The sequence below is a fragment of the Nocardia sp. NPDC049935 genome, assembly GCF_055586645.1.
The window spans coordinates 504,667-528,880 of the sequence record NZ_JBVJHV010000001.1 but is presented as its reverse complement, the minus strand read 5'-3'; the positions used below and the strand labels follow the sequence as shown (position 1 = coordinate 528,880).

Here is a 24,214-nt window from a genome sequence, read left to right as displayed (position 1 = left end):
GAACCGGCAAGCAGCCGGTTCGATTCGAGGATGACCCAACGCCGACTAGGGCAAAAGAGGTCATGCGGGGGACATCTGGATGCCCTATCCGGTCCACCGGGAGTTTGCTGGTGCAATACTGGCGACGTGACTGCTGCTGAAGATCGTCCGCTGTGGGCCGTCCGGATGCGCTCGGAACGCGATGCGCGTGGCTGGTCACAAGCGGATGCCGTACGCGCGCTACGCGCCAAATCGTCCCATAACCTGCCGACCGACAGCACCCTGCTACGCAATTGGCGCCGTTGGGAATCGGGCGAATCCCGCCCCGACGAGTTCTACGCCCCCCTCATCGCCGCCGCCTTCGATTCCGTCGCCGCCGCGTTCTTCCCCAAGGCCCGGCCCAGCCGCGACGACGAATTGCTCACCGCCACCGGGATGGACACGCTCGAGTTCATGGGACGGCTACGGATGTCCGATGTTTCGGCCGCCACCCTCGACGCCGTCCGGATCACCGCACAGCGGCTGTGCTGCGACTACTCCTCCACCGACGCGCACGCACTCCATCACGAGGCCTCCGGCTGGCTGCGCCGGATCGCCGCCCTGCTCGACAGCCGGCTCACCCTCGCCCAGCACAAGGAGGTGCTGGAACTGGCCGGCTGGGTCGCGCTGCTCCTGGGCTGCCTGGATTACGATCTGGGCCGGCGCAGCAGCGCCGAGGCCACCCGGCGGGCCGCCCGGTCGCTGGGCCAGGAGGCCGGGCATGCCGAGATCATCGGCTGGAGTTCGGAATTGGCGGCCTGGTTCGCCCTCACCCAGGGCAACCATCGCGGTGTGATCCAGGCGGCCGAGGCGGTGCCGCCGGAATGCGCGGCGAGCGGAGTCGGGGTGCAGCTGGCCGCCCAGCGCGCGAAAGCGTGGGCGCGGCTGGGTGATCGCGACGCCGTCGAGACCGCGCTCACCGAGGGCCGCATACTGATGGAACGGCTCGGTCACCCCGAAGACCTGGAGAACCATTTCGTGGTCGATCCGCAGAAGTTCGATTTCTACGCCATGGACTGCTGCCGGGTGGTCGGCGACGACGCGCAGGCCGCGAGTTTCGCCCGGGCGGTGCTGGCCGACTCCACCACCCTCGACGGCACGGTCCGTAATCCGATGCGGGTCGCCGAAGCCCATCTCACCCTGGCCATGGTCGCCGCGCGCGCCCGCGATGTGGAACAGGCGGTCGCCGAGGGGTTGCAGGCGTTCGGCGCCAAACGCCGGTCGCTGCCCTCGCTGCTGTGCATCGGCAGCGAAGTCGCGCAAGAACTGGTGACCCATTTCCCCGGAGACCCGCGGACCCGCGAGTATCTCGAGGAATTGCGGTCGTTGTCCGGAGTCTGAGCGGTGCCGGCGCCGCTCGCGCCTCAGCGGTGGGCGGCGTCGGGAATCCGGGGTGGGCAGGGGGTGCCGGGCAGGGTCACCAGCTCGAAATGCCACCACTCGTTGTCGAAGGTCCGGCACAGGCCCCAGCGGTTACCGTTGGCCTCCAGCCAGGCGGCGCCCTCGCGGGGGGCGATATCGACGGCCTTACCGGTGACATGGGTGGATTCCTCCGGCGGCAGCACCCAGCGCCGGGTCTCCTCCGGAGTCCCGTAGGTGCGCAGCCCGTCCTCCCACATGGCCCGCTGCTCTTCGGGCGACCGGTAACCGGAGTTGATCGACATCGGCACACCGTGTGCGTGCGCGTCCTGCTCGGCCATGGTGTAGGCCAGCGCGAGCAGCGGATCGAGCCCCTCGGTGCCCGCCGCCGCGACCTCGGTGAGCGGCGGTACCGGGAAGGCCTGTGCGGGCGCGGCACCGCCGGGCGCGGCGCCCAGCACCGTTCCGAATGCCGTGGCGGCCACGATCGCGCCGGTCACACCGATACGGCGGGGTAGGACGCGGAGGGAGTCGATCATGGTGCCGATCCTATCGGCGCTACTCTTCGGGCTCCCAGGAAATCTATCCTGAGCTGCACAAATGTGACCACTCAGTCGCGCCGCCGTCACCTACCGCCCGGCGGCCGACCCGGCCGGGCCCGATCTCCGGCACGGTCGGTCCCCGGAGATCAGCGGACCGCGCGCAATCGGGCGAACGTCTCCATCAGCACATGGCTGAGATTCATCACGACCATGCCCGCACCCGACTCGAACGCGGCCGCGGCCTTGTCCCGGCTCGAGACGATATCCAGCCGGATCCGCCCGTGACCGGCGACGGTCCCGTGCACCTTCCCGGTCTCGGCGACGACTACCGGGTCGGCGGGGCCGGCCGCTCCCATCGACACCGCCAGATCGGCGGGGCCGACCATCACCCCGTCGATCCCGGGGACCGCCACGATCTCGGCGGTATTGCGGCAGCCCGCCGTGGATTCGATCATGGCGATGACGAGGGTGTCCCGGGCGTCGGCCGCGAGATGATCGGCGGCCGCGGTCGTCCCGTAGCGGCCCGCCCGGCCGTAGGTCGCGAAACCGCGGTCGCCCACCGGTGGGTAGCGGGCCGCGTGCACCGCGGCCGCCGCCTGCGCCGCATCGTCGACGTGTGGGACGACCACCCCGGTGGCGCCGTGGTCGAGCGCCCGCTGGATCAGGGCGGGCTCGTGCCCGCCGACCCGCACCAGCACATCCATCCCGTGGACCTGCGCGGCGGCGATATGCTGCCGCAGCGGGATCAGATCGGCGGGACCGTGCTCGCAGTCGATGAGCACGTAGTCGAACCCCGCGACCCCCACCATCTCGACCAGTTCCTCGGCCGGCATCCGCACGAGCGCGCCGAGCAGGCGTTCACCGGCGGCCAGCCGCTGTTTCACCGACGGCATCAGCGCGCGACCATTCCGGCGGACAGGTCGATATCGGCGGCGCACAGGCCGGGCATGGCCAGCATCGCCAGTACGGCGCGGGCCACCTCGTCCTCGGTGACCATGCGCCCGAGCGCCGCGCGGGAGACGAACGCCTGTTCCGCTTCCTCGTAGGTGGTGCCGGTGCGCTCGGCCTCGAGCCGGAAATTGCGCTGCATCCGCGCGCTGTCCACCGGCCCCGGCGACAGCGAGTTCACGTTCACGCCCAGCGGCCCGACCTCGGCCGCCAGCGTGGTGGTCAATCCGATCACCGCCATCTTGGAGGCGCAGTACGGGGTCCGGCGGGCGAGGGGACGCTTCCCCGATACCGAGGCCAGGTTGACGACATCGCCGCGGCCCGCGGCCACCATCGCCGGCAGGAACGCATGGCACAGCAGGTAGACACCGCGCACGTTGACCGCGAACACGTCGTCCCATTCGTCCGGGGCGATCTCGGTGAGCGGGGCGACCGGACCCGGCACCCCCGCGTTGTTGATCAGGATCGAAACGTCCTCGCCCGCGAGTTCGGCGGCCAGCGCGGCCACCGATTCGGGCGAGGCGACATCGCAGACCGCGGCCCGGATCACGCCGGGGTGTCCCGCCGCGACCCGGTCGAGCTTCTCTCGATCTCGTCCGACCACGATCACCCGCGCCCCGGCCCGGGCCAGCGCGCCGGCGATGGCGGCGCCGAGACCGCTGCCGCCCCCGGTCACCAGGGCGGTGCGTCCGGCGACGGAATCGGCCGCGCCGCTCACGCGTGCGCCCCGGCGTACACATCCGGCGCCCACGGCAGTGCCGCGCCCGCGTACTTCGCGGCGCGCACATCCCCGGAGCGCGCATGCCCCTCGAACAGTTCGACGCGGGCGGCCCGGCCGCACACCTCGCCGAGCCGCGCGCTCGACGCCCGGTCGACGACCTCGGAATAGGTGACCGTCTTCAGGTACTTCCCGACCCACAGACCGCCGGTGTAGCGGGCGGAGCCCCGGGTGGGCAGCACGTGGTTGGTGCCGATCACCTTGTCCCCGTACGAAACGCAGGTTCCCTCACCGAGGAACAGGCCGCCGTAGTTGGTCATCTTCTCGAGCGCCTCACGGGGTTCGCGGGTCAGCACCTCGACATGCTCGCTCGCGTAGCTGTCGGCGAGTTCGTAGGCCTCGGCCAGGGAATCGACGACGATGATCTCGCCGTGGTCGCGCCAGGCGGGCGCGGCGAAATCGGCGGTCGGCATCTCGGGCAGTAGTGCCTCGATATGGTCGATGACCCGGCGGCCCAGACTCTCCGAGGTGGTGATGAGCACCGCGGGCGAATCCGGGCCGTGCTCGGCCTGCGACAGCAGATCCACCGCGACCACGAACGGGTCGGCCGCGTCGTCGGCGATGATCAGGATCTCGGTCGGCCCGGCGAACAGATCGATCCCGACCTCACCGAACAGCTGCCGCTTCGCCTCGGCGACATAGGCGTTACCGGGGCCGGCGAGCAGGTCGACCCGGTCGACGGTCTCGGTGCCGCGGGCGAGTGCGCCGATGGCCTGGACCCCGCCGAGCAGGTAGATCTCGTCGGCGCCCGCCAGATGCATGGCCGCGACCGTGGCGGCGGGAATCTCGCCCCGGATGGGCGGGGTGCAGGCGGCCACACTGGGCACACCGGCGACCTTGGCGGTCACGATGGTCATATGGGCCGAGGCGGTGAGCGGATAGCGCCCGCCGGGCACATACGCGCCGACCCGGTTGATGGGGATGTGCTTCTGCCCCAGATGAACTCCCGGCAGGGTCTCGACCTCGAAATCGGTGAGCGAATCGCGCTGATGCTGCGCGAAGGTCCGCACCTGCCGCTGCACGAATTCGATGTCCTCGACGACCTGGGCCGGTAGCGAGGCGATGATCTCCTCGATCTGCGCGGAGGAGAGCCGGAAGGATTCCGGGCTCCACTTGTCGAACTGCTCGGAGTATCGGCGCACCGCGGCATCGCCACCGGTCCGGATATCCTCGAGGATCGCGGTGACGCGTTCGCCGACCTCGGAACGGTCCTGCCGGACCACCTCCGCCGGGACCGGCTTCTTCAGAACTACGGGCATATCGACTCCTGTGCGGTGGTTCGGTACTGGGCGACGGCGGGCAGCCAGTCGCTCAGAAGTTCGGAAATTCGGTGCGGCACTTCCCAGGTGCACAGATGACCGGCGCCGGCGATCGTCTCGAAGCGGGAGCCTTCGATCGCACCGGCGATGGTCCGGTGGTATTCGCGGGGGCACAGGGCGTCGTCGTCCGCGGAGACGACGAGTACCGGGCAGCGGACGGCGCCGAGGAACGGCACCGAATCGAAACGGTCCGCCTGGGCCCGCAACTGGGCCCCGAAACGGCCGGGCCCGATGCGCAGGGCCATCGCGACGAACTGCTCGACCAGTTCGGGAGTGCCGGGCCGATCGGCGAACATGGTGGGCGCGATGACCTCGCGCACCACCGTCTCGAACTCTCCGAGCGTGGTCCGGAACGCCATATCGTGCCAGGACCGGTACTGGGTGGCGGTCGGGGCGTGCGGGTTCGTCGAGATCGCGCAGAACCCGAGAATCCGCTCGGGCGCCCGGCGCAGGACCTCGAATCCGGTGATCGCGCCCAGGCTGAGCCCGGCCAGGACGAACGGACCGTCCACCGCGTTCAGCACCTGCTCGGCCATTCCGGCGATGGACGGCGCGTCGATCGCGGTGCGCACCGCGCGAAAACCGGGACCGGGGTCGATATCGGCCCACAACCGGTCGTCACACAGCATCCCCGGGACGAAGACGACGGGAATTGCGCCGCGCGTCTCGGTGCCACCGGCTCCCGACATCTCAGCGCCTCCGGCGCCCCACATCTCAGCGCCTCCGGCGCCCCACATCTCAGCGCCTCCGGCGCGGCACCAGCGCGTACGGCGCGAGATACCCGTTGTGATCGAGGGCGTCACCGGCATCGGCCGCGGCCTTGACCACCTCGTCGTCCCAGGTCAGCCGGACCCGGCCGTCGCCGCTGTTGACGACCAGCAGCAGCGCGGTCGCCGCGCCCACGTTCCGGATGCAGCGGTAGGCGTCCGCCGGAACCGAGAGCATGTCCCAGGGGCCCAGCCGGACCGTGCGGGCGTCGACGCCGCGGTTGACCGTGACCTCCCATTCGCCGTCCTTGACCATCAGCACCTGCCGTTCCGCATGCCGGTGCGGCGAGACCCCCGCGCCCGGTTCGGCGCGCAGCCAGGCGATATTGTGGCCGTGCGGGTTGTGGATCCGCGGTTCCTGGGCGACGTCCTCGGTCATGCCGTAGCCGATCACCAGGCCGAGTTCCACCCCACCGCCGGGCAGCGCCGAGTCGAGCAGGGCGCGCCGCGACCACTGGATGTTCTCCGGCGTCGCGATCCGGGCCGCCATCTGCTCGACGGTGAAGGGCCGCAGCGCCGCGATCTGTTCATCGCTGATCGGTTCGGTGAGTTCGACGCCCTCGGGGATCTCGTCCCCGGCCACGGTGTCGATGAGCTTGTTGTCGGCGGTGAGGTAGAGGCCGTGGCCCTTGGCGTCCTCCAGGACCGACGGTCCCCAGATGATGCCGCCGGTGTCGTCCATGCCGAGCGCGGTGAACAGGATCCCGTCGTCGGGGCCGATATTGGTGAAGCCCCGGAAGATCCAGGTGGGGATGGAGGCGATCTCGCCCTCGCGCAGCACCAGTTCGCCCTGCTCACCCTGGGCGCCCCAGCGCAGCAGGTACTCCCCGCGGAAGCACAGGAACACCTCCGCGGTGAAGTGCAGGTGCAGGTTGTTGGTGACGCCGTTGGGCATCGCGGCGGCACCGATCTGGAACCCGTGCGGCTCCCGCACGTTCACCACCTGACCGGCGCTCTGGCTGACGCCGCGCCCGATCATGGAGTAGTTCTCCTTGCGGTCCGAGCCGGGCGTCCGGCAATCGATGAACGCCTGGTTGCAGGACACGAAATCGCTGCGCCGGATGGTGTACCGATCGAGGTCCGCGGCGGTGACGGTGACTTCGGAAGACATCTGACCCTCTCTGGCGACGGGCGCTGCGCCCGCGGTGGGCGGCGCATCCACGATGGGCGGACATCGTGCACGACGCTGATTATTTATACGTATGCATCGTGCCGGAACTGGGACTTGATGTCAACGGCGCGACCCGCTCGCGGACCCGCCGGACCCCGGTTTCCGCCCATCGACCGGCATATTCGCCGCATCGACCCGGACGACCGGACCCGCGAACCGCCACCGCGGGGACCCGGCCCGGAATCGACTACGATTCGTATTCACGCCACCGGAACGGTTCCGGTCACGGTCACCGCCCGGCGACCACACACCCGACCAGGGGGAGTCATGCCGATCACGAGCCGCGACGTCGCACGACTGGCAGGCGTCTCCCAGCCGACCGTCTCGCGCGCGCTGCGCGGCGATCCCCGGGTCGCCGCCGAAACCCGCGCACGGGTCCAGGAGGCCGTCGAGGCGCTGGGTTATGTCCCCAGCGAGGCCGGGCGCAGCCTCGTCACCCGCCGGACCAAGCGCGTCGGCATCGTGGTCAGCGATCTGACGAACCCCTTCTACCCCCATCTGCTCGGACCGCTGCACGACGAACTCGAACAGCACACCTACCGGATGATGGTGTTCACCGAACGGTCGGACAACCAGGTCCCCCTCGAGCAGCTGGTGGACGGTTCGATCGACGGCGCGGTCCTGCTGACCAGCAATCTCGACTCGCTGCTGCCGGGTGAACTGCAGCGCCGCCGGCTGCCCTTCGTCTTCCTCAACCGCGAGAGTTCCCCGCATACCGCCGACGCCGCGGTGGTGGACAACGAACTCGGCGGCCGGTTGGCGGCCGCCCGCCTCACCGACGCGGGCCACCGGCGGATCGCCGGTATCTTCGGCCCCGGCACCACCAGCACCGGCCGCGACCGGGAGGTCGGATTCCGGGCCGCGCTGGCCGAATCGGGTATCGCGCTCCCGGGCGGTTTCACCCGCCGCGGCCCCTTCGAATTCGAGACCGGATACCGCGCGATGCTCGAACTCCTCGACGCCGACCCCCGCCCGACGGCGGTGTTCTGCGGTAATGACGTGGTGGCGATCGGGGCGCTCAACGCGGCCCTGGCCAGGGGCGTTAGCATTCCCGGAGACCTCAGCCTGATCGGTTTCGACAATATCCCGATGGCCGAATGGGAAGCGTTCCGCCTGACGACGGTCGGTCACGACCTCGACGCGATGGCCGCGGCCGCCGCCCGCCTGCTCGTCGAGCGGCTGGAGAACAAGAACAGCGAGGAGCGCCCCCAGCGGGTCGTCATGACCCCGCAGCTGGTCGAACGCGCGACGGTCGCCGGGCCCGCGGCCTGACGGCAGCCGGGGCGGCACCGCCCTGTGCATACGTATCTTTTCCGGCCGGGAGACCACTCGGGCCGGGTGAGCTGTCACCACACAGGGTCTCTACCTGCCCATAATCGAATGACCAGTCCGAGATGACCGCTTCGTAAACGCTCGAATCGATCCGAAGCAGCCTCTTGTCATTCTGGAATACATACGCATACACTCACCGGACATTGAGAGCCGCGTTACATCTCGCCGCCTCGCCTCCCTCTCCCCGTCCAGTGGGATCGCTATCCGAAGGAGTTCAGAGTGAAGCCGAGCAGCCCGCACCGGGCCGAGCCTGCCGCCCGGCCCGGCGCCCCCGCCTCCTGCCCACCTCGGCTCCGGGTCCGCCGGTGACGGCCACCACCGAACGCCCGGCGCGCCGCGGCCACTCCGCCTGGCGCCGCATCGGTGTCCCCTACGCCCACCTCGCACCCGCCCTGGTGGCCATCGTGCTCACCACGCTCTACCCGCTCGGCGTCGCCCTGGTGAACAGCTTCCGGCACTGGCGGGTGAACGAGACCCGCGAACCCCAGCAGTTCGTCGGCCTGGATCAGTACACGAAGGCCCTCACCGACGACACCTTCCACAACGCTGTCTGGGTGACGCTGCTGTTCACCGTCATGTCGGTGGTGCTGTCGGTCGGTCTGGGCCTGGTGATGGCCCTGATCCTGAACAAGGCGACCTGGCTCAACGGTCTCACCAAGGCCCTGCTGATCCTGCCGTTCGCCATCGCGCCCGCGCTCAAGGGCTACTCCTGGCGCTTCATGTTCAACCCGGACTACGGCGTCTACGACAATATGCTCGACACCCTGCTGCCGTTCACCCGCGATATCAACTGGCTGGGCGAACCGTTCTGGGCGCTGGTCGTGGTCACGCTCAGCGAGATCTGGGGCTGGGCGCCGCTCATCGCGCTGATGTTCCTGGGCGGGCTGGGGTCGATCTCTCCGGAGATCCGCGACGCCGCCCGCGTCGACGGCGCCAATCCCTGGCAGGAGTTCTGGCGGATCAAATTCCCGCTGCTGCGCCCGCTCATCCTGATCGTGGTGTTCCTCAAGGCCGTGTGGTCGGTGAAGATGTTCGACCAGGTCGTCACGACCACCGGCGGCGGTCCGGGCCGGGCCACCGAAACCCTGAACTTCTTCGCCTACGAGCAGGGCTTCACCTTCCTCGATATCGGCTATGCCTCCGCCGTCTCGTGGATTCTCGTCATCGTCCTGGGCGTACTCGCCACCGGATACCTGATCCTCATGGGTCGGCAGGAGCAGAAATGACCGACACCCTCGATACCGTCGGCACGACCGCGCCGGCCGCCCGCCGGGCGAACCGGCACGGGCCCTCCCCGCTGACCCGGGCCGGGAGCCTGCTGCGCGTGGCCGGCACCCTGCTGATCCTCTTCTTCGTGATGTTCCCGATCCTCTGGCTGGCGCTCACCGCGTTCAAACCGGATCAGGAGGTCTTCTCCACCTCGGTTCTGTTCCGGCCCTCGCTGGACAACTTCCGGGCGATCATCGGCGGCCGGAACGATCTGGTGCACCCGATGTGGAACAGCGTCATCGTCGCCGTGGTGACCACGGTGATCGCGGTGCCGCTGTCGATGCTGGCGGCCTACGGCTTCTCCCGGTACAAGTTCCCCGGCGCCAAACCGATCCTGCTGGGTATCGTCGCGACCCAGTTCATCCCCGGTGTCGCGATCGCCCTGCCCTTCCTCACGATGTACCGCGATCTGGGGCTGCTCGACACCCACCTCGCGCTGATCATCACCAATCTCGCCATCGTGGTGCCCTACAACACCTGGTTGCTCAAGGGTTTCGTCGACGGCCTGCCCATCGAGATCGAGGAGGCCGGCCGGCTCGACGGCTGCGGTCAGCTCACCCTGCTGTGGCGGGTGGTGACCCCGCTGGCCGCGCCCGGCATCTTCGTGGGCGTCGTGTTCTCGTTCCTGCTGTCGTGGAACGAATTCCTCTTCCCGACCTTCCTCGCGCGCAGCAACGCGGTCACTCTGCCCGTCTCGCTGATGACGCTGGACCAGCCCGACGGTGTGCTGTGGGGGCAGATGGCCGCCGCCGGCCTGCTGGTGATGGTGCCGATGATCGTCCTGGCGACGCTGGTGCGTAAGCACTTCGCCCAGGGCATGACCCTAGGAGCAGTCAAGTGAGGCTTCTGCCCGGACGACGAGCCGGCACCACCCGGCGCAGGCGTGGAGTTCTCGCGCTGGCCTTCGCGACGGCCGTCGCGGTGCTGGCGGGCGGCTGTACCGGCGCACCGGAGACCAAGAGCCTGATGGATCAGGTCGTCGACGCACCGGTCGGCGCGGACGGACTGCTGGAGGGAAAGCCCTACGACGGCACCACCATCCGCCTGCTCACCTGCTGCGCGACCGTCCCGCAGTTCGCCGCTCTGCACCAGCGCACCGCGGAGTTCACCGAGCGCACCGGCATCGAGGTGGAATGGTCGAATATCCCCTATGCGGCCTATCTGCAGAAGATCGTGGCGGAGAGTGCCATCGGTGGTGGCACCTACGACGCGCTGATCTGGCCGGACGCCTGGGGTCCGTCGCTGAAGATCGGCGTGCAACCGCTGAACGAGGTCATGGCCGCGCACCACGTGACCATGGACGATTTCTCCGGCCCGTTCGAGGAGGCCGCGAGCGCCGGGGAGCCCGGGCAGACCTATGGCATGCCGATCCGCGGGTTCTCCTACAACCTGTTCTACCGCAAGGACATCTACGCGAAGCTCGGCCTGAAACCGCCCACGACCTGGGACGAGTACTACCGCCAGCTGGAGACGATCAAGAAGTCGACGCCCGAGTATCCACTGGCCGGCCAGTTCAACCGGCGTAACGGACAGAACCTGAACACCTGGTTGTCCATGCTGTGGAGCAACGGCGCGGAACTGCTCGACGCGAACGGGAAGCCGGCGTTCGACACTCCGGCCGGAGTGGCCGCGACCGAGAAATACCTGGAGTCGTTCCGGGCCGGTTACAGCCCGCCGGAATCGTCTAACTGGGGCGAACTGGAATCCACGAAGGCCTTCCAGAACGGCGATGCCGCCACCGTGTTCACCTGGTCCTGGCATCTCGAGGATTTCGTGAACCCGACGAAGGCCGCCCCCGAACTCGCCGGCAATGTGGGGGTGGCGCCGATGCCGGCCTTCCCCGGGCACGATCCGCACAGTTACGCCTACACGTGGCTGTCGGGGGTCATGAACACTTCGGACAATCAGGGCGCGGCCTGGGAGTACGTGAAGTGGATGACGCACGCGTCCACCGAACGGGCCATCGCACTGGACAAATCGTCGCCGGCGACCGACACCGGTATCACCATGCACGATTCGAACATGCTCGACCCCGAGGTGAACGCCGCCAACAACGGCCTGCCGGGGATCCAGTACCAGGCGTTGCAGTCCGCTCGGGCGATCCCGATGGACCTGGACTGGCCGCGGATCATGGACGTCCTGGCCGTGGCGATCAGCAATATGGCCAACGGCTCCGATATCCGCGCCCAGCTCACCGACGCGGCGCGCCGGATCGACGAACTCGACTGAGCGATCCCGGATCGCTTCTCCACGAAAGCCGAATGGATGACTTTGAAAGACAGCGCCTACCTTCCCTACTCCGGCCCGGAAGAGTTCATCGTCGAATGGACCGACCGCATCTGGGTGCAGCGCGGAGTCGGGCTGATCAGGCAGAACTACGCACCGGACGCGATCGTGCACGGCGCCTACGGCACCGGTATCGGGGTCGAACCGGTCGTCGCCTCCACCCTCGCCAAGATCAGCGCCTTCCCCGACCGGGTGGGCCAGGCCGAGGACGTGGTCTGGGAGGCCCGCGGTGACGACGCGTTCCTGAGCTCGCACCGGATCTTCAGCAGCGGCACCAACTCCAAACACACCGTCTACGGGCCGCCCACCCATCGCCGGTTCTCGCACCGCACGATCGCCAACTGCCTGTACCGCAACGGCGTCATGGAAGAGGAATGGGTGATCCGCGACGAACTCGCGGTGGTCCAGGATCTCGGCCTCGACCCGTTCGAGGTGGCGCGCACCCTGGCGTTCCGCGGGTTCACCGGATCGGCCACCCGCGAGCAGGCGGTGCGACCACTGACCGCGGGCGATTCGGGCGCTCGTCCCGACAGCCACCACGACGAATGCGCGTTCGTGCTGGATATGTTCGACACCGTGCTGGGCCAGGCGATGTTCCAGCGCATCGACGACTACATCGCCCGCGATATCACCTGCCATACGGTCGGCAACCGTACGATCACCCGGCCGCGCAACTACCAGGAATCGTGGATGGATCTGCTGGCGCCGTTCCCGGACGCCCGGATCGAGGTCCGCGATATCGTCGCCCACGATTCCGCCCCGCACGGCGGACTCCGGGTCGGTGTCGTGTGGTGGCTCACCGGGACGTATTCGGGCCTGCCGGTTTTCGGGCCCGCCACCGGTTCCCGGGTCGAGATCCTCGGCTCCTCCCAGTTCCGCCTCCGGGACGGCCGCATCGTCGAGGAATGGCGGGTCTACGACCAGCTCGCCACCCTGGCCCAGATCGCCCGCGCCCGCGGCGACGAACCCGCCGCGCCGGCGGTCGATTCTCCTTCGGAAAGGCACTGACATGGCAGAAGTCCGTTACGAGAAGGCGACCCGCCGCTACTCCGGGTCCGAGACCGCGGCCGTGAACGCCCTCGATCTCGATATCGCCGACGGTGAGTTCCTGGCGCTGGTGGGGCCGTCGGGCTCGGGGAAGACCACCGCGCTGCGCATGCTGGCCGGCCTGGAGGACGTCGACGAGGGGTCGATCTCGATCGGCTCGCGCGAGGTGACCTTCGTGCCGCCCAAGGAACGCGATATCGCGATGGTGTTCCAGTCCTACGCGCTGTATCCGCATATGACGGTCGGCGACAATATGGGATTCGCGCTGAAACTCAAGGGTGTGCCGAAGGAGATCGTCAAGCAGAAGGTCGCCGAGGCGGCCCATATGCTCGACCTCACCAGGTTCCTCGACCGCAAGCCCAAGGCGCTGTCGGGCGGCCAGCGGCAGCGGGTCGCGATGGGGCGGGCGATCGTGCGCGACCCCGCGGTGTTCCTGATGGACGAACCGCTGTCCAATCTCGACGCCAAACTGCGCGTGGAGACCCGCGCCAATATCGCCTCGCTCCAGCAACGACTGGCCACCACCACCGTCTACGTCACCCACGACCAGGTGGAAGCGATGACCATGGGCCATCGCGTCGCGGTGCTGAAAGACGGTGTTCTGCAGCAGGTCGCCACGCCGCGGGAGCTCTACGACCGCCCGGCGAACGCCTTCGTGGCGGGTTTCATCGGTTCCCCCGGTATGAACCTCACCACCCTCAACGTCACCGGCGGCATGGTCGAGATCGGCGACTGCACGGTCCCCGTGGCACGGTCGGCGGTCGCGGATCTGCGCGAGATCGTCTGCGGGATCCGGCCGGAGACGCTGCGGTTGATCGGCGAAGCGGACGAGGGCTTCGCCGTCACCGTGGAACTGGTGGAGGAGCTGGGCGCGGATGCCTATGTGCACGGCACCGTGCTGAGCCCTTCGGGCGCGCATCGGGTGAACGTCCGGGTGGACGGGCGCACCCCGCCGCGGATCGGCCAGACCGTGCGGGTCGGGCTGCGCAGCCACGAGGAGATCCATCTGTTCCATCCGGCGACCGGTACCCGGCTGGCCGCCTGAACCCCACCATCCGCGGCACCGGCCGGGTTCGTCCCGGCCGGTGCCGCGGTGCTGTCTCCACAGCCCGTTCCGGAGAACGCCGGAGGCGTGCGGAACACACATACCCGAACCGGCGGAGATAAAATCAGCGTGCATTCTTTTCCTGCTGAACAGTTGCCCCGGTACGGGACTTCGGTACCGTCGCTCCCGGCCCGCCACGACAATCGAGTGGTCCGGCGGCACAAAGGCTTCGGACCGCTTCGTACGAATGGCACTGCCCGCCGCTTGCCCGAGCGAGTTAAGATCACCGGCAGGCTCTGTTAACCTTCTCGATCCTTGCACCACCCCCGGGGATACATTAGCGTCGGAATCGCAACGCAGGGGTTCTCGTCAATTCACCGTCGAAGGCGATTCCTGCATGTCATTTATCTACAGGGGGTGTGTATGATAAATCCTGACTTCCAGCTGTCCGAAAGTGACGTGACTTTTTTCCGGGAAACAGGGTTCTTCAAACTCACGAATTTCTTCGATGACGCTTCCATCGATCATATGCGCGCTATCAGCTCGGCGCAGATATCGCCGCCTTCGGATAATTACGGCTCGGGATTCAGCCGTTTGAAATACGATATCGGCAACGATGATCCGCAGATCCTGCGGCTGGTCCAGGATCCCGCTTTCGCACGGGTCGTCACCACACTGACCGGTGCGGAATTGTTCTTCACGCAGGGCCTGGGGTTCGAACTGAAGAAGAATACGAGTTCGGGATTTCCGTGGCACGTCGGCACCCAGAGTTTCGGCTTCCAGCGGCAGGAGGACCTCGGGTTCACCATCTGGACACCGCTGTGCCGGATCGATCCGGAGGGCCAGCGCGGCGGTATGGCCTATGTTTCCAAAAAAGATCTGTCCGGCGAGTTCGTGTACCAGCACATCAATCTGCTCCCGGGGTACCTGCGGGCCAAGATATCGGCCGGTGAGGAGATCGACTACGGCTACTTCAGCCGGATCAAGAACAGCCTGCTGAACTCGCCGTCGATGGGGCCGCTCCTCGACCACTACGGCGTCGAGGATGCCTTCCGGCCGGGCGACGCCCTGATCTTCGACAAATACGTGCTGCACCGCAGCATCCCGCTCGGCGAGGGCCCCATCGACAGCCGGCTGGCGTACGCGCTGCGGTTCTCCACCACCACTGCCAGGTACGACTCGTCCCGGGTCGCCAACCTGACATTTCCCCGCGAGGCATTCGACTACGACGTCGGCAGCCCCTTCAACGACGAGGTCTGCGCCACCGACGACGAGATCGTATTCGACAGCGCGTACTTCGACTCCAGTAGGCAGTCCCGCGTCCTGAACACTCGGCTCGATACCGTCGCGGCGCGGGCCTGAGCCGCCGATGATCCGCCTCGCAGCCGAATCGGATGCCGATACTCTCGCCGTCCTGGCGAACGCGTCCTACGGCCACTATCTCGAATTCCTGGAGACACCACCGACCCCGCTGACGCTCGACTATTCCCGGCTGGCCCGGGACCGGAAAACCTACGTCTACGTCCACGACGGCGCCGTCACGGGAATGGTCACGGTCGACCCGCGCGAATCCGACCGCGAGGTGGTGCTCCGCAATCTCGCGGTGCATCCCGGTTCCCAGGGACTCGGACTGGGCCGGAAACTCGTCCGATTCGTCGAGGAGTACGCGGCCGAATCGGGATACCTCAGAGTGATCCTCTGGACACGTATCGAGATGGATCACAACATCTCGTTCTATTCCGGTCTCGGCTACGCGGTGACACATCGGGATACCGCGGGTTCGGTACCCGAGCCCAGAATCTATTTCGAGAAGAAGATCAGCAGCGACCAGTTCACCATCCACGGCACCGCCTGAAGGAATTCTCTCATGACCCTCGCCACCGAGCACGTCAACATCTTCGACACCATTCCCGCGACCACCCGCACCGGAAATCCCCTGAGCGCCCACCGCGTGGGCGAGACCTTCGCCGCCGAGGTCTCGGGTCACCGGATCTCGGAATCCCTGGTACGCGACAGCGGCCGCGCCGTCTACGAGCTGTTTCTGACCCATAAAGTGCTGGTGTTCCGGGAGCAGGATATTTCCGCGGCCCTGTTCGCGGAATTCGGCACGATCTTCGGCCGGCCGGATCAGCATCATGTCGTGCAATTGCGCCACCCCGAACAGCCGACGCTGACCTATCTGTCCAATCAGGACGAACCGGGGCGGACCAAGGAGTCCAAGACCTCGGGTCAGGGCTGGCATTCGGATTATTCGTACAAGCTGGTGCCGGGGGCGGCCACCATGCTGCACGGCCTGGAGATTCCCGGCCGGGGCGGCGATACGCTGTTCGCCGACGCCGAATCCGCGTTCGCCGATCTCCCCGAGGACGAGAAGGAGTATCTGCGGACACTGCGGGTGCGGCATCACTACCGCTGGTCACCGGACCGCGAGGACCCGTGGGCCCGCTGGACCTATATCGGCGCGCAGGAACGCCGCAACACTCCCCCGGTCTCCCATCCCCTGGTCCGGGTGCATCCCGATACCGGCCGGGAAACGCTGTTCCTGCAGCCGCGCATCATCGGCAGTGTGGTCGGAATCGAGGGTCTGAGCGATTCGGACAGTTCCGCGCTCATCACCCGGCTCATCGAGCACGTCACCGGCCCGCGCTACGTCTACCGGCACCGGTGGACCGAACACGATGTGGTCGTATGGGACAACCGGAATCTGCTGCATTCGGCGACCACGAAGGATCTCGACGAAAGCAATGTACGGCGGCTGCTGCGCCTGACCACCGCGGGTTCGCCGGTGACACCGGCCAATCCGGCGATCGGCTTCACCCGCTTGGCGCCGGCCGCGCCCGATGAGGACTGAGGCCGTGACCGCCACCCGTACGCCCCTGGTCGGCGATTCGCTCGCGATCCTCGGCAAGCTCATCGCGTTCGATACGACGAGCACCTCCGCCAACTCGTCGCTGATCGAATACGTCTCGGATCTGCTGGAGGCCAAAGGCGCCCGCGCGCGCCGGCTCGTCTACGACAGGGATCGCGACCTGGTGAACTACCTGGGCACCCTCGCCGCGCCCGGACTTCCCGAGTCCGGTCCGGGTTCCTCGGGACTGCTGCTGTGCGGTCATACCGATACCGTGCCGACCGCGGGGCAGCAGTGGTCCAGGCCGCCGTACCAGCTGACCGAGGACACGGACGGCAGCCGTGTCTTCGGCCGCGGCACCACCGATATGAAGGCCTTCATCGCCTGCGCTCTCGCGGTCCTGCTGTCCCTGGACCCCGCCGAACTGACCACTCCCGTCTCACTACTGCTCACCGCGGACGAGGAGATCGGCTGTCTGGGGGCACGGGCGCTGGTCCGCGATCATCCCGAGGTGTTCGAGGGAGCCTCGGGATGCGTGGTCGGAGAACCCACCCGCATGCGCGTCGTCGGCGGGCACAAATCCAAGGCGAACTTCCGGCTCAGCGCACGCGCGGTCTCCGGCCATGCCTCCCATGCGCCGAAATACCCCAGCGCCATCAACCTGGCCGCCGGCGTCATCACGGCGGCGGAGCGGATCAACCATCGCCACCGCGACGATATCGACCGGCACGACGCCCGGTTCGATATCGGCTATCCGTGGATCAGTTTCGGCACCATCCGCGGCGGTATCGGGTCGAATATCATCGCCGAGGACTGCACGGCCGAGTTCGAGGTGCGCTGTCCGCCCGGGCGCGACTGCCGCGAACTGGCCGGCGAACTCCGCCCGGATGATGCCGCCGTGACCATCGAACAGCTCACCGATACCCCCGGATTCGGTCCGGACGATCCCGCAAGCGCCGCCTTCGTGGACACCGTGTTGCGGGTGGCCGGTCAGCAGGAGCCGGACTTCGTCTCCTTCGGCACCGAGGCCGGGATCTTCTCGTCGACGGGCACGCCTACGGTGGTCTGGGGGCCGGGCGATATCGCCCAGGCGCACACAGCCGACGAATGGGTCTCGCTGGCCGATATCGACGCCTGCGTCGCCGGCATCGGCGAACTCATTGCCCGCCATTGCATTCGGCGGTAGTACGTCAATCGACCCGGGAGAACGATGAACGCGACAAGGCAGGCGGGGCGCTCCGCCCATATCAGCGTCCGGATGTCGGCGCTCGAACAGTGGCGGGCGGAGAAACGCGCCGCCCGCCTGGTTCAGCTCCTCGTCGGCTTGGCGGGTTACGGCGCCGCTCTGGCCTTCCTGGTCGAATCCACGATCGGCGCCTCGGCGTGGAATGTCCTCGCCGAGGGCGTCGCCGATCGGACCGGTCTGTCGTTCGGTATGGCCACCAATCTCATCGCGGTCGCCGTTCTGGTGTTCTGGATACCGCTGCGCGAGTTGCCCGGACTCGGCACCGTGCTGAATGTGGTGGTGGTCGGAATCTCCGCCGATCTGACCACGGCGATCCTGCCGGATACGACGGCGCTGCCCGTGCAGATCCTCTATTTCCTCCTCGGTTTCCTGATGTTCTGCTTCTTCGATGCCCTCTACCTCGGCTCCCGGTTCGGAGCCGGTCCCCGCGACGGCCTGATGACCGGCGCGGTCCGGGTCACGGGCCGGCCGGTCTGGCAGGTGCGGACGGTGATCGACATCGTCGTCGCGGTCGTGGGCTGGTCACTGGGCGGGGTACTGGGCTTCGGCACCGTACTCATGTCGGTACTGACCGGCCCGCTCGTCCACAAATTCCTGCACTACACCACCGTGGAACTCGCACGCGACACCCCGTCCGGAACCCGCGAACAGCCGCGGACAGCCGAATAAGGACGCCGCCGCGGGGCCACGGAACACCGTTCCGACAGCGAAGAGAGAGCAGGGGCCCGCGGCCGTGGAACACCTGACGATCCAGATCCTGGTGGGCATCGCGCTCATCCTCCTGTGCTCGGCCCTGGGCGGCGCCCTGGCCGAACGATTCGGACAACCCGCCATCATCGGCCAATTGGGCACGGCCATCGTGCTCGGTCCGGGGGTGGTGGGCCGGTGGATACCGCTCGACGGCTGGATAGGCCCGATCTCCCCCGGCGCGACAGACGAATTCACGGTGCTGGGAAATATCGGCGTCGCGCTGTTCATGTTCGCGATCGGCTACGAGGTCGACCTGGGAAGCCTGCGCCGGCACGCGCGATCACTGTCCGCCGTGACGGCCGCGGGCTTCGGCGTTCCGTTCGCCGTGGGCTGCCTCGTCGGCTGGGCGCTGGTCGGTCTGCGCATCACCGGCAGCTCCGCGCCGGCCTGGGTCGTGATCCTGTTCGTGGCCGTCGCGTTCTCCATCACGGCGGTTCCCGTGCTGGGGGCGATCATCCGGGACAAGCACCTCACCTCGACCGGAGTGGGGACCGTCGCCCTCGCGTCGGCCGGGATCATGGATGTCGCCGGGTGGCTGGCCTTCGCTCTGCTGGTCGATCTCGGCGCCGGCGGATCGGGTACGGATCCGGTTGTCGCGGTGGTCGGGCTGGTCGTATTCCTGATCGTCGAATTCACGCTGGTGCGCACGATTCTGCGGGTTCTCCATCCGGTCCTTCCGAGCGAGGTGTGGATCGCGCTCGTCCTGCTCATCGCCTTCCTGTCGGCATCGCTGACCAGTGCGCTGGGATTGCACCTGGTCTTCGGAGCGCTGGTGACCGGCGCCGTGGCCCGCGCGTCCACCCCCGGCAGTGTCGCGGCGGTCGAGAAAGCGACCCACGGTGGTTGCCTGCTGCTGCTTCCGATCTTCTTCTTCGTCTCGGGCAGTGCCGTGGCGATCTCGGAGATGGCGCCGATCGACTGGGTGTGGGCCGGCTGCGTGACGGTGGCGGCGGCCGTGGCGAAGATCGGCGGCGGCTATCTGGGAGCCCGGGTCTCGGGCCTGCCCCGATCACCGAGTCTGCAACTCGGAATCCTGTTGAACACCCGCGGGCTCACCGAGGTGGTGGCCCTGAGCATCGGATTGCAGCACGGGATCATCGATTCCGGCACGTACACGATCTTCGTCCTCATGGCGCTGGCCACCACCGCGATGACGGGGCCGGCGCTGACCAGAACCGGTATCGGGACCGACGGGCCCGCGCCCCGGGATGCGGCCGCCACCCGGCGGACGGAAGGTCAGGAGCTGTGGAAAAGCCCTGTCTCGCCGTAGGTTTTGCGATACGGCCACCCGCGCGGCCCGGCCGGGATACCCGGCGACCCGGCACACGGGCCGGTATCCGACAGCCACTCCTGTTCACCCCGGTCGACCACCCGCCAGGCCCCGCATTCACAGGTCTCGAAGACACGGGAGCCGTCCGGGTCGCGATGCACGGCGCGCCAGCCGTGGGTCCCGGCGGACCGGGGCGCCCGGGCGCGGCGACGAAGAAACATGATTCCAGGGTAACTCCGGCGGCCGCCGCGACAGGGTTCTCCGCGCGGGCCCGGGCGTGCTCCGGTTGCCGCAGGTGAGGTGACCGGGCGGCGGTTCCCAATTCGTGAATACGTATGTATTCTGAGCGGCATGCCACTCGATCCGATTGCCTATCAGCCCTACGCCGACCCCGACGATTTCATCCGGGAGGTCACCGACCACATCTGGATCGAGCGCGCGATCGGCCATATCAACGACAACTACGAACCCGACTCCATCGTCCACGGCGTCTACGGCACCTCCACCACCGCGCAGGAGGTGATCGAAGGAACCCTGATGCGGATCTCGACCACCCCGAACCGTGTCGGCCAGGCCGAGGACATCGTATGGGAGGCCCGCGGCGACGACGCGTTCCTCAGCTCCCACCTGGTCCTGGGCACCGACCGGGAGAATATCGAGTACCGCAGCCGCAATATCGCCAACTGCCTGTACCGGCGCGGCCGCATGGTCGAGGAATGGGTCGTGCGCGACGCCCTCTCGGTGGCCCGCCAGCTCGGCCAGGACCCCGACGAACTCGCCCGGCGGCAGGCGTTCCGCGGGTACAGCGGCTCCATGGCCGCCCCGGCCCCGGCCGATGTGATCGCCGCGGGCGGCAGCGGCCCGCGCCCCGACGATTTCCGGCCCGAAGTGGAGATGGTGCTCGAGTTCATCGACTCGGTCTGGAACAACCGTGAACTCGAGCGGGTGGAGGAGTTCTGGATCCGCGATCTGTGGCTGAACACGATCGACGACCGCACCATCGCCCGCCCCGAGGGCTACCGCCGCGCCCTGCTGCGGATGCTGCGGCCCTTCCCCGGCGGCAGTTTCGATATCCGTGACGTCGCGGCCAACGATTCGCCGCGCTACGGCGGCCTGCGGATCGCGGTCACCTGGAAGTTCACCGGACAGTACGACGGAATCGCCGATTACGGCCCGCTCACCGGTTCACCGGTCGAAATCCTCGGCATCTCCCAGTTCCTGGTGCAGTCCGGGAAGATCGTCAAGGAGACCCGGATCTACGACGATATCGCCACGCGGTCCCAGATCTACGCCCACCGCGGCGACGAACCGTACGTGAGCCAGAACATCTACTGATCGGCCTCCGGGTCGCTCGCGCGTTCCGGCGCGGGGGCGACCCGGTTGCGCAGCAGCATCTGCTGCGCCATCCGCGCCAGCTCCCGCGTCGCCGGCGACAGCACCCCCGATTCCCGCTGGATCAGCGCGATCGTGTCGTAGAGCGGCGGGTCGAAACCCACCACCCGCACCTCGGGCGGGCAGGCCGAACTGCTCGCGACCGCGCGCGAGACGATCGTGTCCCCGATTCCCCGGCGCACCAGGCCCAGCGCGGCCTCCACCTGTTCGACCTCGATCAGCGGATCGATCTTCAGGCCCGCCAGCTGCGCCCGTTCGGCCAGCTGGCGCCGGGTGGGTTCCCGCCATCCGTAGTGGGCGTCGTAGAGGATCACCGTGGATCGCGCGAACCGTTCGACGGTCATCACCTCGGCCACCCGGTCCGGCGCGGTGGAGGCATAGAGCACCTCGTCGCGGACCAGCGGCGTGACCCGCAGACCGTCGGCGTCGATCGGCAGCACCACCAGCCCCGCCTCGAGCCGTCCCTCGGCGACCTCGGCGGCGACCTCCACCGAGTTCATACCCACCAGCCTAATCCGCACCTCGGGGAATCGCCGATGGAACTCCTCGGCCAGATCGGACAGCAGGTAGTACGAGGCATTACGCAGAACCCCGAAGGTGGCGACACCGCCGGTGAGCGAGCGCACCGATTTCAACGCCTGCACGCCCCCGTCCGCCGCGGCCAGCGACTGTTCGGCGTGCGGCAGCAGGGCGACTCCGGCCGCGGTCAGCACCAGTCTGCGCCCGCCACGGACGAACAGGGTGGTGCCGTATTCGTCCTCCAGCGTCCGGACCAGTTCGGACACCGAGGCCTGGGCGACCCCCATCGTCTTCGCCGCGGCGGTGAACGTCCCGGTACGGGCCGTGGCGAGGAACGCACGCAGTTGCCGAAGGGTCACAGGATCACCCTATGCCGGACACAGACTCCACCCGCCTTCTCCTGAGTGCAAGAGTGACGATTCGAGACGTGCGCACCCGCCGCCTCCGCTTTCGAGTCACCCCGCCGAGTTGATACGCCTGAGCATCCGGACATACGCGGACCAGCGCGCCGGATCGGCGACAGCGCCGGTGAGGCCGTGTTCTGCCCGGTCGAGGCAGTCTTCCGTCAACGCGTCGTGCATCCAGCGGAAAGCCAGCGGCCAGCTGAACCGAGCGATGCCGTGGACGTTCATCGCAAGCAGATGAACCAGGTCGGCGCCGCCGGGCGCGGGACGGACCGTGAATTCGTGGAACCCGTCGAAGCCGCGGGGACCGGTGAAACGAAAGCGCACCCAGCTGCCGCGCCGATAGTGCTCGATCGTGTACCGGATCGGGCCGTGACCACCCGCGGCGCCGATTCCGAGCGGACGGTCCAGGCGTATCGCCGGCCAGGACCCGACGGGCCAGAGCGCATCACTGTCGGCGGCCAGCGAATCCAGCAGTGCGCCGACTTCGCCGACCGGTGCCGGAATGTGGCGTCGATGGATATTGACCACAGCCATGAGAACTCCCTTACCTGCCACGGCCACATGGGCTCGGGCGCCAACTTTTAGAGGACTACCTCTAAAATCGTATTAGAGCATATCCTCTAATACATGGGAAGACCTCCGCGGCACGACGCCGACTCATTGCTGGATGCCGCCGCCGATCTCCTCGCGGCGGGCGGACCGGCCGCTGTCACGATGTCGGGGGTGGCCAAGGCCGCCGGTGCACCCAGCGGGTCGGTGTATCACCGTTTCCCGGATCGCCCGGCGCTGCTCGCCGCATTGTGGCGTCGCGCTCTACACGCGTTCCACAGCGAAATCCTGACCGGATTGAGCGTCGAGGAGCCCCGCGACGCCATCCGCCGCAGTGCGCGGATATCGGTGGACTGGGCACGGCGCAATCCGCGGGACGCGCGAGTACTGCTGACAGGGGCGAAGGAACTCGGGGAACACGACTGGAGCGACCGGTCGCGCTCGGCGGTCATGGACGCGAACGATGCCCTACGCACAGCGCTTTCGGCACTCATCGACCGCATCGGCATCGTCGGCCCCGGAGTGGAGGAACGGGTGCTGCTGGCGGTGGTCGATCTGCCCTACGCGATCATCAAACGGCACCTGGGCGACGGAACGCAGATCCCGGAACACGCCGCGGACCTCGCCGAACAGGCCGCGGCGGCGCTGGCGGACGGTGTGACGGTTCCCGATCCCGCGTCCGGCGGCTCGCCACGGAACACGCGGGTTCCGACCCTCTAGCCCTCCCGCCGCGGTTCCGGCCCGGCGCCGAGAATCGATTCCCAGAAATAGGCGATATGGTCGGCCATATCGATGGACGGGTCGTACATCCACTGCATCTGGAGTCCGTCGATCATCGCGAACGTCATAACCGCCAGGCGGTCACCGTCGAGATCGGCGGGTAGGCGACCGGCGGCCCGGAGCCGGGTGATCGTCGCGGTGAGCTCGGCGCGGGCGCGCTCGTAGCGGAGCCGGAAGAAGTCGTGGGCGGGATGGCCGGGGTCGGCGGCTTCGGAGGAGTACCGGGAGTAGAGCTGCACCAGGCCGGGGACCTCGGCGTTGTGGCGTACCAGGTCGACGATGGCGGTGGGCAGTTCGCCCGCGTCCACACCGGCGGGATCGGGCGAGAACGTGCGCCGGTCCACCTCGTCGCGATAGCGCAGGATCTCGGTGAAGAGCTGTTCCTTGGTGCCGAAATGGTGCAGCAGCCCGGACTGGCTGAGCCCCACCGCGTCGGCGAGTTCGCGCACGGTGGTGCGGCGGAATCCGACCCGCGCGACGATCTCGAGGGCCGCGTCCAGGATCTCGGTCCGTTTCGCGATCCCCTTCGAGTACGAGCCACGTGGCGCCACGCGAGAACTGTAGCGGGGTGG

General features: G+C 67.9%; 25 protein-coding genes. 15 read left to right on the top strand and 10 right to left on the bottom strand.

The window, feature by feature from the left end; translation table 11 throughout:
- Positions 1–126: 126 nt before the first annotated feature.
- Positions 127–1,359, top strand: a complete 1,233-nt coding sequence (locus ACZ6SF_RS02525; protein ID WP_466060080.1) for an XRE family transcriptional regulator — start codon at positions 127–129, stop codon at positions 1,357–1,359.
- A 23-nt stretch (positions 1,360–1,382) separates the two neighbouring features.
- Here ACZ6SF_RS02525 and ACZ6SF_RS02520 read toward each other — a convergent pair whose 3' ends face one another.
- From ACZ6SF_RS02520 to ACZ6SF_RS02495, 6 genes are all read right to left on the bottom strand, one after another.
- A complete protein-coding gene (locus ACZ6SF_RS02520; protein ID WP_466060079.1) occupies positions 1,383–1,916 on the bottom strand; it encodes a M15 family metallopeptidase in 534 nt (177 codons plus the stop codon).
- Between the two features lie 149 nt (positions 1,917–2,065).
- Positions 2,066–2,812 carry an HpcH/HpaI aldolase family protein gene (locus tag ACZ6SF_RS02515; protein ID WP_466060078.1) on the bottom strand — a complete coding sequence of 249 codons (747 nt, stop codon included), beginning with the start codon at positions 2,810–2,812 and terminating at the stop codon, positions 2,066–2,068.
- Positions 2,812–3,585, bottom strand: coding sequence for an SDR family NAD(P)-dependent oxidoreductase (locus tag ACZ6SF_RS02510; protein WP_466060077.1), 774 nt, complete (start codon positions 3,583–3,585; stop codon positions 2,812–2,814). The genes ACZ6SF_RS02515 and ACZ6SF_RS02510 overlap by 1 nt, the downstream gene beginning before the upstream one ends.
- Positions 3,582–4,904: a histidinol dehydrogenase gene (hisD, locus tag ACZ6SF_RS02505; protein ID WP_466060075.1), complete on the bottom strand. Its 1,323-nt coding sequence runs from the start codon at positions 4,902–4,904 to the stop codon at positions 3,582–3,584. The genes ACZ6SF_RS02510 and hisD overlap by 4 nt, the downstream gene beginning before the upstream one ends.
- Positions 4,895–5,653 (bottom strand): alpha/beta fold hydrolase, encoded by a 759-nt coding sequence (locus tag ACZ6SF_RS02500; RefSeq protein ID WP_466060073.1) that lies wholly within the window; start codon positions 5,651–5,653, stop codon positions 4,895–4,897. The genes hisD and ACZ6SF_RS02500 overlap by 10 nt, the downstream gene beginning before the upstream one ends.
- A 49-nt stretch (positions 5,654–5,702) precedes the next feature.
- Entirely contained in the window at positions 5,703–6,842 is a 1,140-nt protein-coding gene (locus ACZ6SF_RS02495) for a cupin domain-containing protein (RefSeq protein WP_466060072.1), read from the bottom strand.
- Positions 6,843–7,169: 327 nt separating this feature from the next.
- Here ACZ6SF_RS02495 and ACZ6SF_RS02490 point away from each other — a divergent pair, with 327 nt between their 5' ends.
- From ACZ6SF_RS02490 to ACZ6SF_RS02435, 12 genes are all read left to right on the top strand, one after another.
- Positions 7,170–8,174 carry a LacI family DNA-binding transcriptional regulator gene (locus ACZ6SF_RS02490; RefSeq protein WP_466060070.1) on the top strand — a complete coding sequence of 335 codons (1,005 nt, stop codon included), beginning with the start codon at positions 7,170–7,172 and terminating at the stop codon, positions 8,172–8,174.
- A gap of 365 nt (positions 8,175–8,539) precedes the next feature.
- Entirely contained in the window at positions 8,540–9,460 is a 921-nt protein-coding gene (locus ACZ6SF_RS02485; RefSeq protein ID WP_466060068.1) for a carbohydrate ABC transporter permease, read from the top strand.
- Positions 9,457–10,344 (top strand): carbohydrate ABC transporter permease, encoded by an 888-nt coding sequence (locus ACZ6SF_RS02480; RefSeq protein WP_466060066.1) that lies wholly within the window; start codon positions 9,457–9,459, stop codon positions 10,342–10,344. The genes ACZ6SF_RS02485 and ACZ6SF_RS02480 overlap by 4 nt, the downstream gene beginning before the upstream one ends.
- On the top strand, positions 10,341–11,732 hold the full coding sequence (locus tag ACZ6SF_RS02475) for an ABC transporter substrate-binding protein (protein ID WP_466060064.1): 1,392 nt from the start codon (positions 10,341–10,343) through the stop codon (positions 11,730–11,732). The genes ACZ6SF_RS02480 and ACZ6SF_RS02475 overlap by 4 nt, the downstream gene beginning before the upstream one ends.
- A 36-nt stretch (positions 11,733–11,768) precedes the next feature.
- Positions 11,769–12,797 carry a nuclear transport factor 2 family protein gene (locus ACZ6SF_RS02470; protein ID WP_466060062.1) on the top strand — a complete coding sequence of 343 codons (1,029 nt, stop codon included), beginning with the start codon at positions 11,769–11,771 and terminating at the stop codon, positions 12,795–12,797.
- A gap of 1 nt (position 12,798) precedes the next feature.
- Positions 12,799–13,881: an ABC transporter ATP-binding protein gene (locus tag ACZ6SF_RS02465; protein WP_466060060.1), complete on the top strand. Its 1,083-nt coding sequence runs from the start codon at positions 12,799–12,801 to the stop codon at positions 13,879–13,881.
- Between the two features lie 594 nt (positions 13,882–14,475).
- Entirely contained in the window at positions 14,476–15,243 is a 768-nt protein-coding gene (locus ACZ6SF_RS02460) for a hypothetical protein (protein ID WP_466060058.1), read from the top strand.
- A gap of 7 nt (positions 15,244–15,250) precedes the next feature.
- The gene (locus ACZ6SF_RS02455; protein WP_466060056.1) at positions 15,251–15,736 is read left to right on the top strand and encodes a GNAT family N-acetyltransferase; all 486 of its coding nucleotides are present in this window, start codon (positions 15,251–15,253) and stop codon (positions 15,734–15,736) included.
- A gap of 12 nt (positions 15,737–15,748) precedes the next feature.
- Positions 15,749–16,732: a TauD/TfdA dioxygenase family protein gene (locus ACZ6SF_RS02450; protein ID WP_466060054.1), complete on the top strand. Its 984-nt coding sequence runs from the start codon at positions 15,749–15,751 to the stop codon at positions 16,730–16,732.
- A 4-nt stretch (positions 16,733–16,736) separates the two neighbouring features.
- Positions 16,737–17,915 (top strand): M20 family metallopeptidase, encoded by a 1,179-nt coding sequence (locus ACZ6SF_RS02445; RefSeq protein WP_466060052.1) that lies wholly within the window; start codon positions 16,737–16,739, stop codon positions 17,913–17,915.
- A 24-nt stretch (positions 17,916–17,939) separates the two neighbouring features.
- Entirely contained in the window at positions 17,940–18,644 is a 705-nt protein-coding gene (gene yczE, locus ACZ6SF_RS02440; RefSeq protein ID WP_466060050.1) for a membrane protein YczE, read from the top strand.
- Positions 18,645–18,708: 64 nt separating this feature from the next.
- A complete protein-coding gene (locus tag ACZ6SF_RS02435; RefSeq protein WP_466060048.1) occupies positions 18,709–19,995 on the top strand; it encodes a cation:proton antiporter in 1,287 nt (428 codons plus the stop codon).
- On the opposite strand, the gene ACZ6SF_RS02430 is transcribed toward ACZ6SF_RS02435, so the two are convergent.
- Entirely contained in the window at positions 19,962–20,216 is a 255-nt protein-coding gene (locus ACZ6SF_RS02430; RefSeq protein WP_466060046.1) for a hypothetical protein, read from the bottom strand. The genes ACZ6SF_RS02435 and ACZ6SF_RS02430 overlap by 34 nt on opposite strands.
- 130 nt (positions 20,217–20,346) lie before the next feature.
- On the opposite strand from ACZ6SF_RS02430, the gene ACZ6SF_RS02425 reads away from it, so the two are divergent.
- Positions 20,347–21,330 carry an ester cyclase gene (locus ACZ6SF_RS02425; protein WP_466060044.1) on the top strand — a complete coding sequence of 328 codons (984 nt, stop codon included), beginning with the start codon at positions 20,347–20,349 and terminating at the stop codon, positions 21,328–21,330.
- On the opposite strand, the gene ACZ6SF_RS02420 is transcribed toward ACZ6SF_RS02425, so the two are convergent.
- Positions 21,324–22,265, bottom strand: a complete 942-nt coding sequence (locus ACZ6SF_RS02420; RefSeq protein WP_466060042.1) for a LysR family transcriptional regulator — start codon at positions 22,263–22,265, stop codon at positions 21,324–21,326. The two genes, ACZ6SF_RS02425 and ACZ6SF_RS02420, sit on opposite strands and share 7 nt — an antisense overlap.
- 96 nt (positions 22,266–22,361) lie before the next feature.
- Entirely contained in the window at positions 22,362–22,847 is a 486-nt protein-coding gene (locus tag ACZ6SF_RS02415) for an SRPBCC family protein (RefSeq protein WP_466060040.1), read from the bottom strand.
- 93 nt (positions 22,848–22,940) lie between these two features.
- On the opposite strand from ACZ6SF_RS02415, the gene ACZ6SF_RS02410 reads away from it, so the two are divergent.
- The gene (locus ACZ6SF_RS02410) at positions 22,941–23,582 is read left to right on the top strand and encodes a TetR/AcrR family transcriptional regulator (protein ID WP_466060038.1); all 642 of its coding nucleotides are present in this window, start codon (positions 22,941–22,943) and stop codon (positions 23,580–23,582) included.
- Here ACZ6SF_RS02410 and ACZ6SF_RS02405 read toward each other — a convergent pair.
- Complete coding sequence (locus ACZ6SF_RS02405; RefSeq protein ID WP_466060036.1) at positions 23,579–24,193, bottom strand: TetR/AcrR family transcriptional regulator; 615 nt, start codon at positions 24,191–24,193, stop codon at positions 23,579–23,581. The genes ACZ6SF_RS02410 and ACZ6SF_RS02405 overlap by 4 nt on opposite strands.
- Between the last annotated feature and the right edge of the window lie 21 nt (positions 24,194–24,214).

Excerpts from the sequence above, each read along its gene's own strand:
- ACZ6SF_RS02480 (WP_466060066.1), top strand. The coding sequence starts at position 9,457 with ATGACCGACACCCTCGATACCGTCGGCACGACCGCGCCGGCCGCCCGC.
- ACZ6SF_RS02495 (WP_466060072.1), bottom strand. The coding sequence starts at position 6,842 with ATGTCTTCCGAAGTCACCGTCACCGCCGCGGACCTCGATCGGTACACC.
- ACZ6SF_RS02465 (WP_466060060.1), top strand. The coding sequence starts at position 12,799 with ATGGCAGAAGTCCGTTACGAGAAGGCGACCCGCCGCTACTCCGGGTCC.
- yczE (WP_466060050.1), top strand. The coding sequence starts at position 17,940 with ATGAACGCGACAAGGCAGGCGGGGCGCTCCGCCCATATCAGCGTCCGG.
- ACZ6SF_RS02425 (WP_466060044.1), top strand. The coding sequence starts at position 20,347 with ATGCCACTCGATCCGATTGCCTATCAGCCCTACGCCGACCCCGACGAT.
- ACZ6SF_RS02415 (WP_466060040.1), bottom strand. The coding sequence starts at position 22,847 with ATGGCTGTGGTCAATATCCATCGACGCCACATTCCGGCACCGGTCGGC.
- ACZ6SF_RS02520 (WP_466060079.1), bottom strand. The coding sequence starts at position 1,916 with ATGATCGACTCCCTCCGCGTCCTACCCCGCCGTATCGGTGTGACCGGC.
- ACZ6SF_RS02515 (WP_466060078.1), bottom strand. The coding sequence starts at position 2,812 with ATGCCGTCGGTGAAACAGCGGCTGGCCGCCGGTGAACGCCTGCTCGGC.
- hisD (WP_466060075.1), bottom strand. The coding sequence starts at position 4,904 with ATGCCCGTAGTTCTGAAGAAGCCGGTCCCGGCGGAGGTGGTCCGGCAG.
- ACZ6SF_RS02490 (WP_466060070.1), top strand. The coding sequence starts at position 7,170 with ATGCCGATCACGAGCCGCGACGTCGCACGACTGGCAGGCGTCTCCCAG.
- ACZ6SF_RS02470 (WP_466060062.1), top strand. The coding sequence starts at position 11,769 with ATGACTTTGAAAGACAGCGCCTACCTTCCCTACTCCGGCCCGGAAGAG.
- ACZ6SF_RS02410 (WP_466060038.1), top strand. The coding sequence starts at position 22,941 with ATGGGAAGACCTCCGCGGCACGACGCCGACTCATTGCTGGATGCCGCC.
- ACZ6SF_RS02450 (WP_466060054.1), top strand. The coding sequence starts at position 15,749 with ATGACCCTCGCCACCGAGCACGTCAACATCTTCGACACCATTCCCGCG.
- ACZ6SF_RS02455 (WP_466060056.1), top strand. The coding sequence starts at position 15,251 with ATGATCCGCCTCGCAGCCGAATCGGATGCCGATACTCTCGCCGTCCTG.
- ACZ6SF_RS02500 (WP_466060073.1), bottom strand. The coding sequence starts at position 5,653 with ATGTCGGGAGCCGGTGGCACCGAGACGCGCGGCGCAATTCCCGTCGTC.
- ACZ6SF_RS02430 (WP_466060046.1), bottom strand. The coding sequence starts at position 20,216 with ATGTTTCTTCGTCGCCGCGCCCGGGCGCCCCGGTCCGCCGGGACCCAC.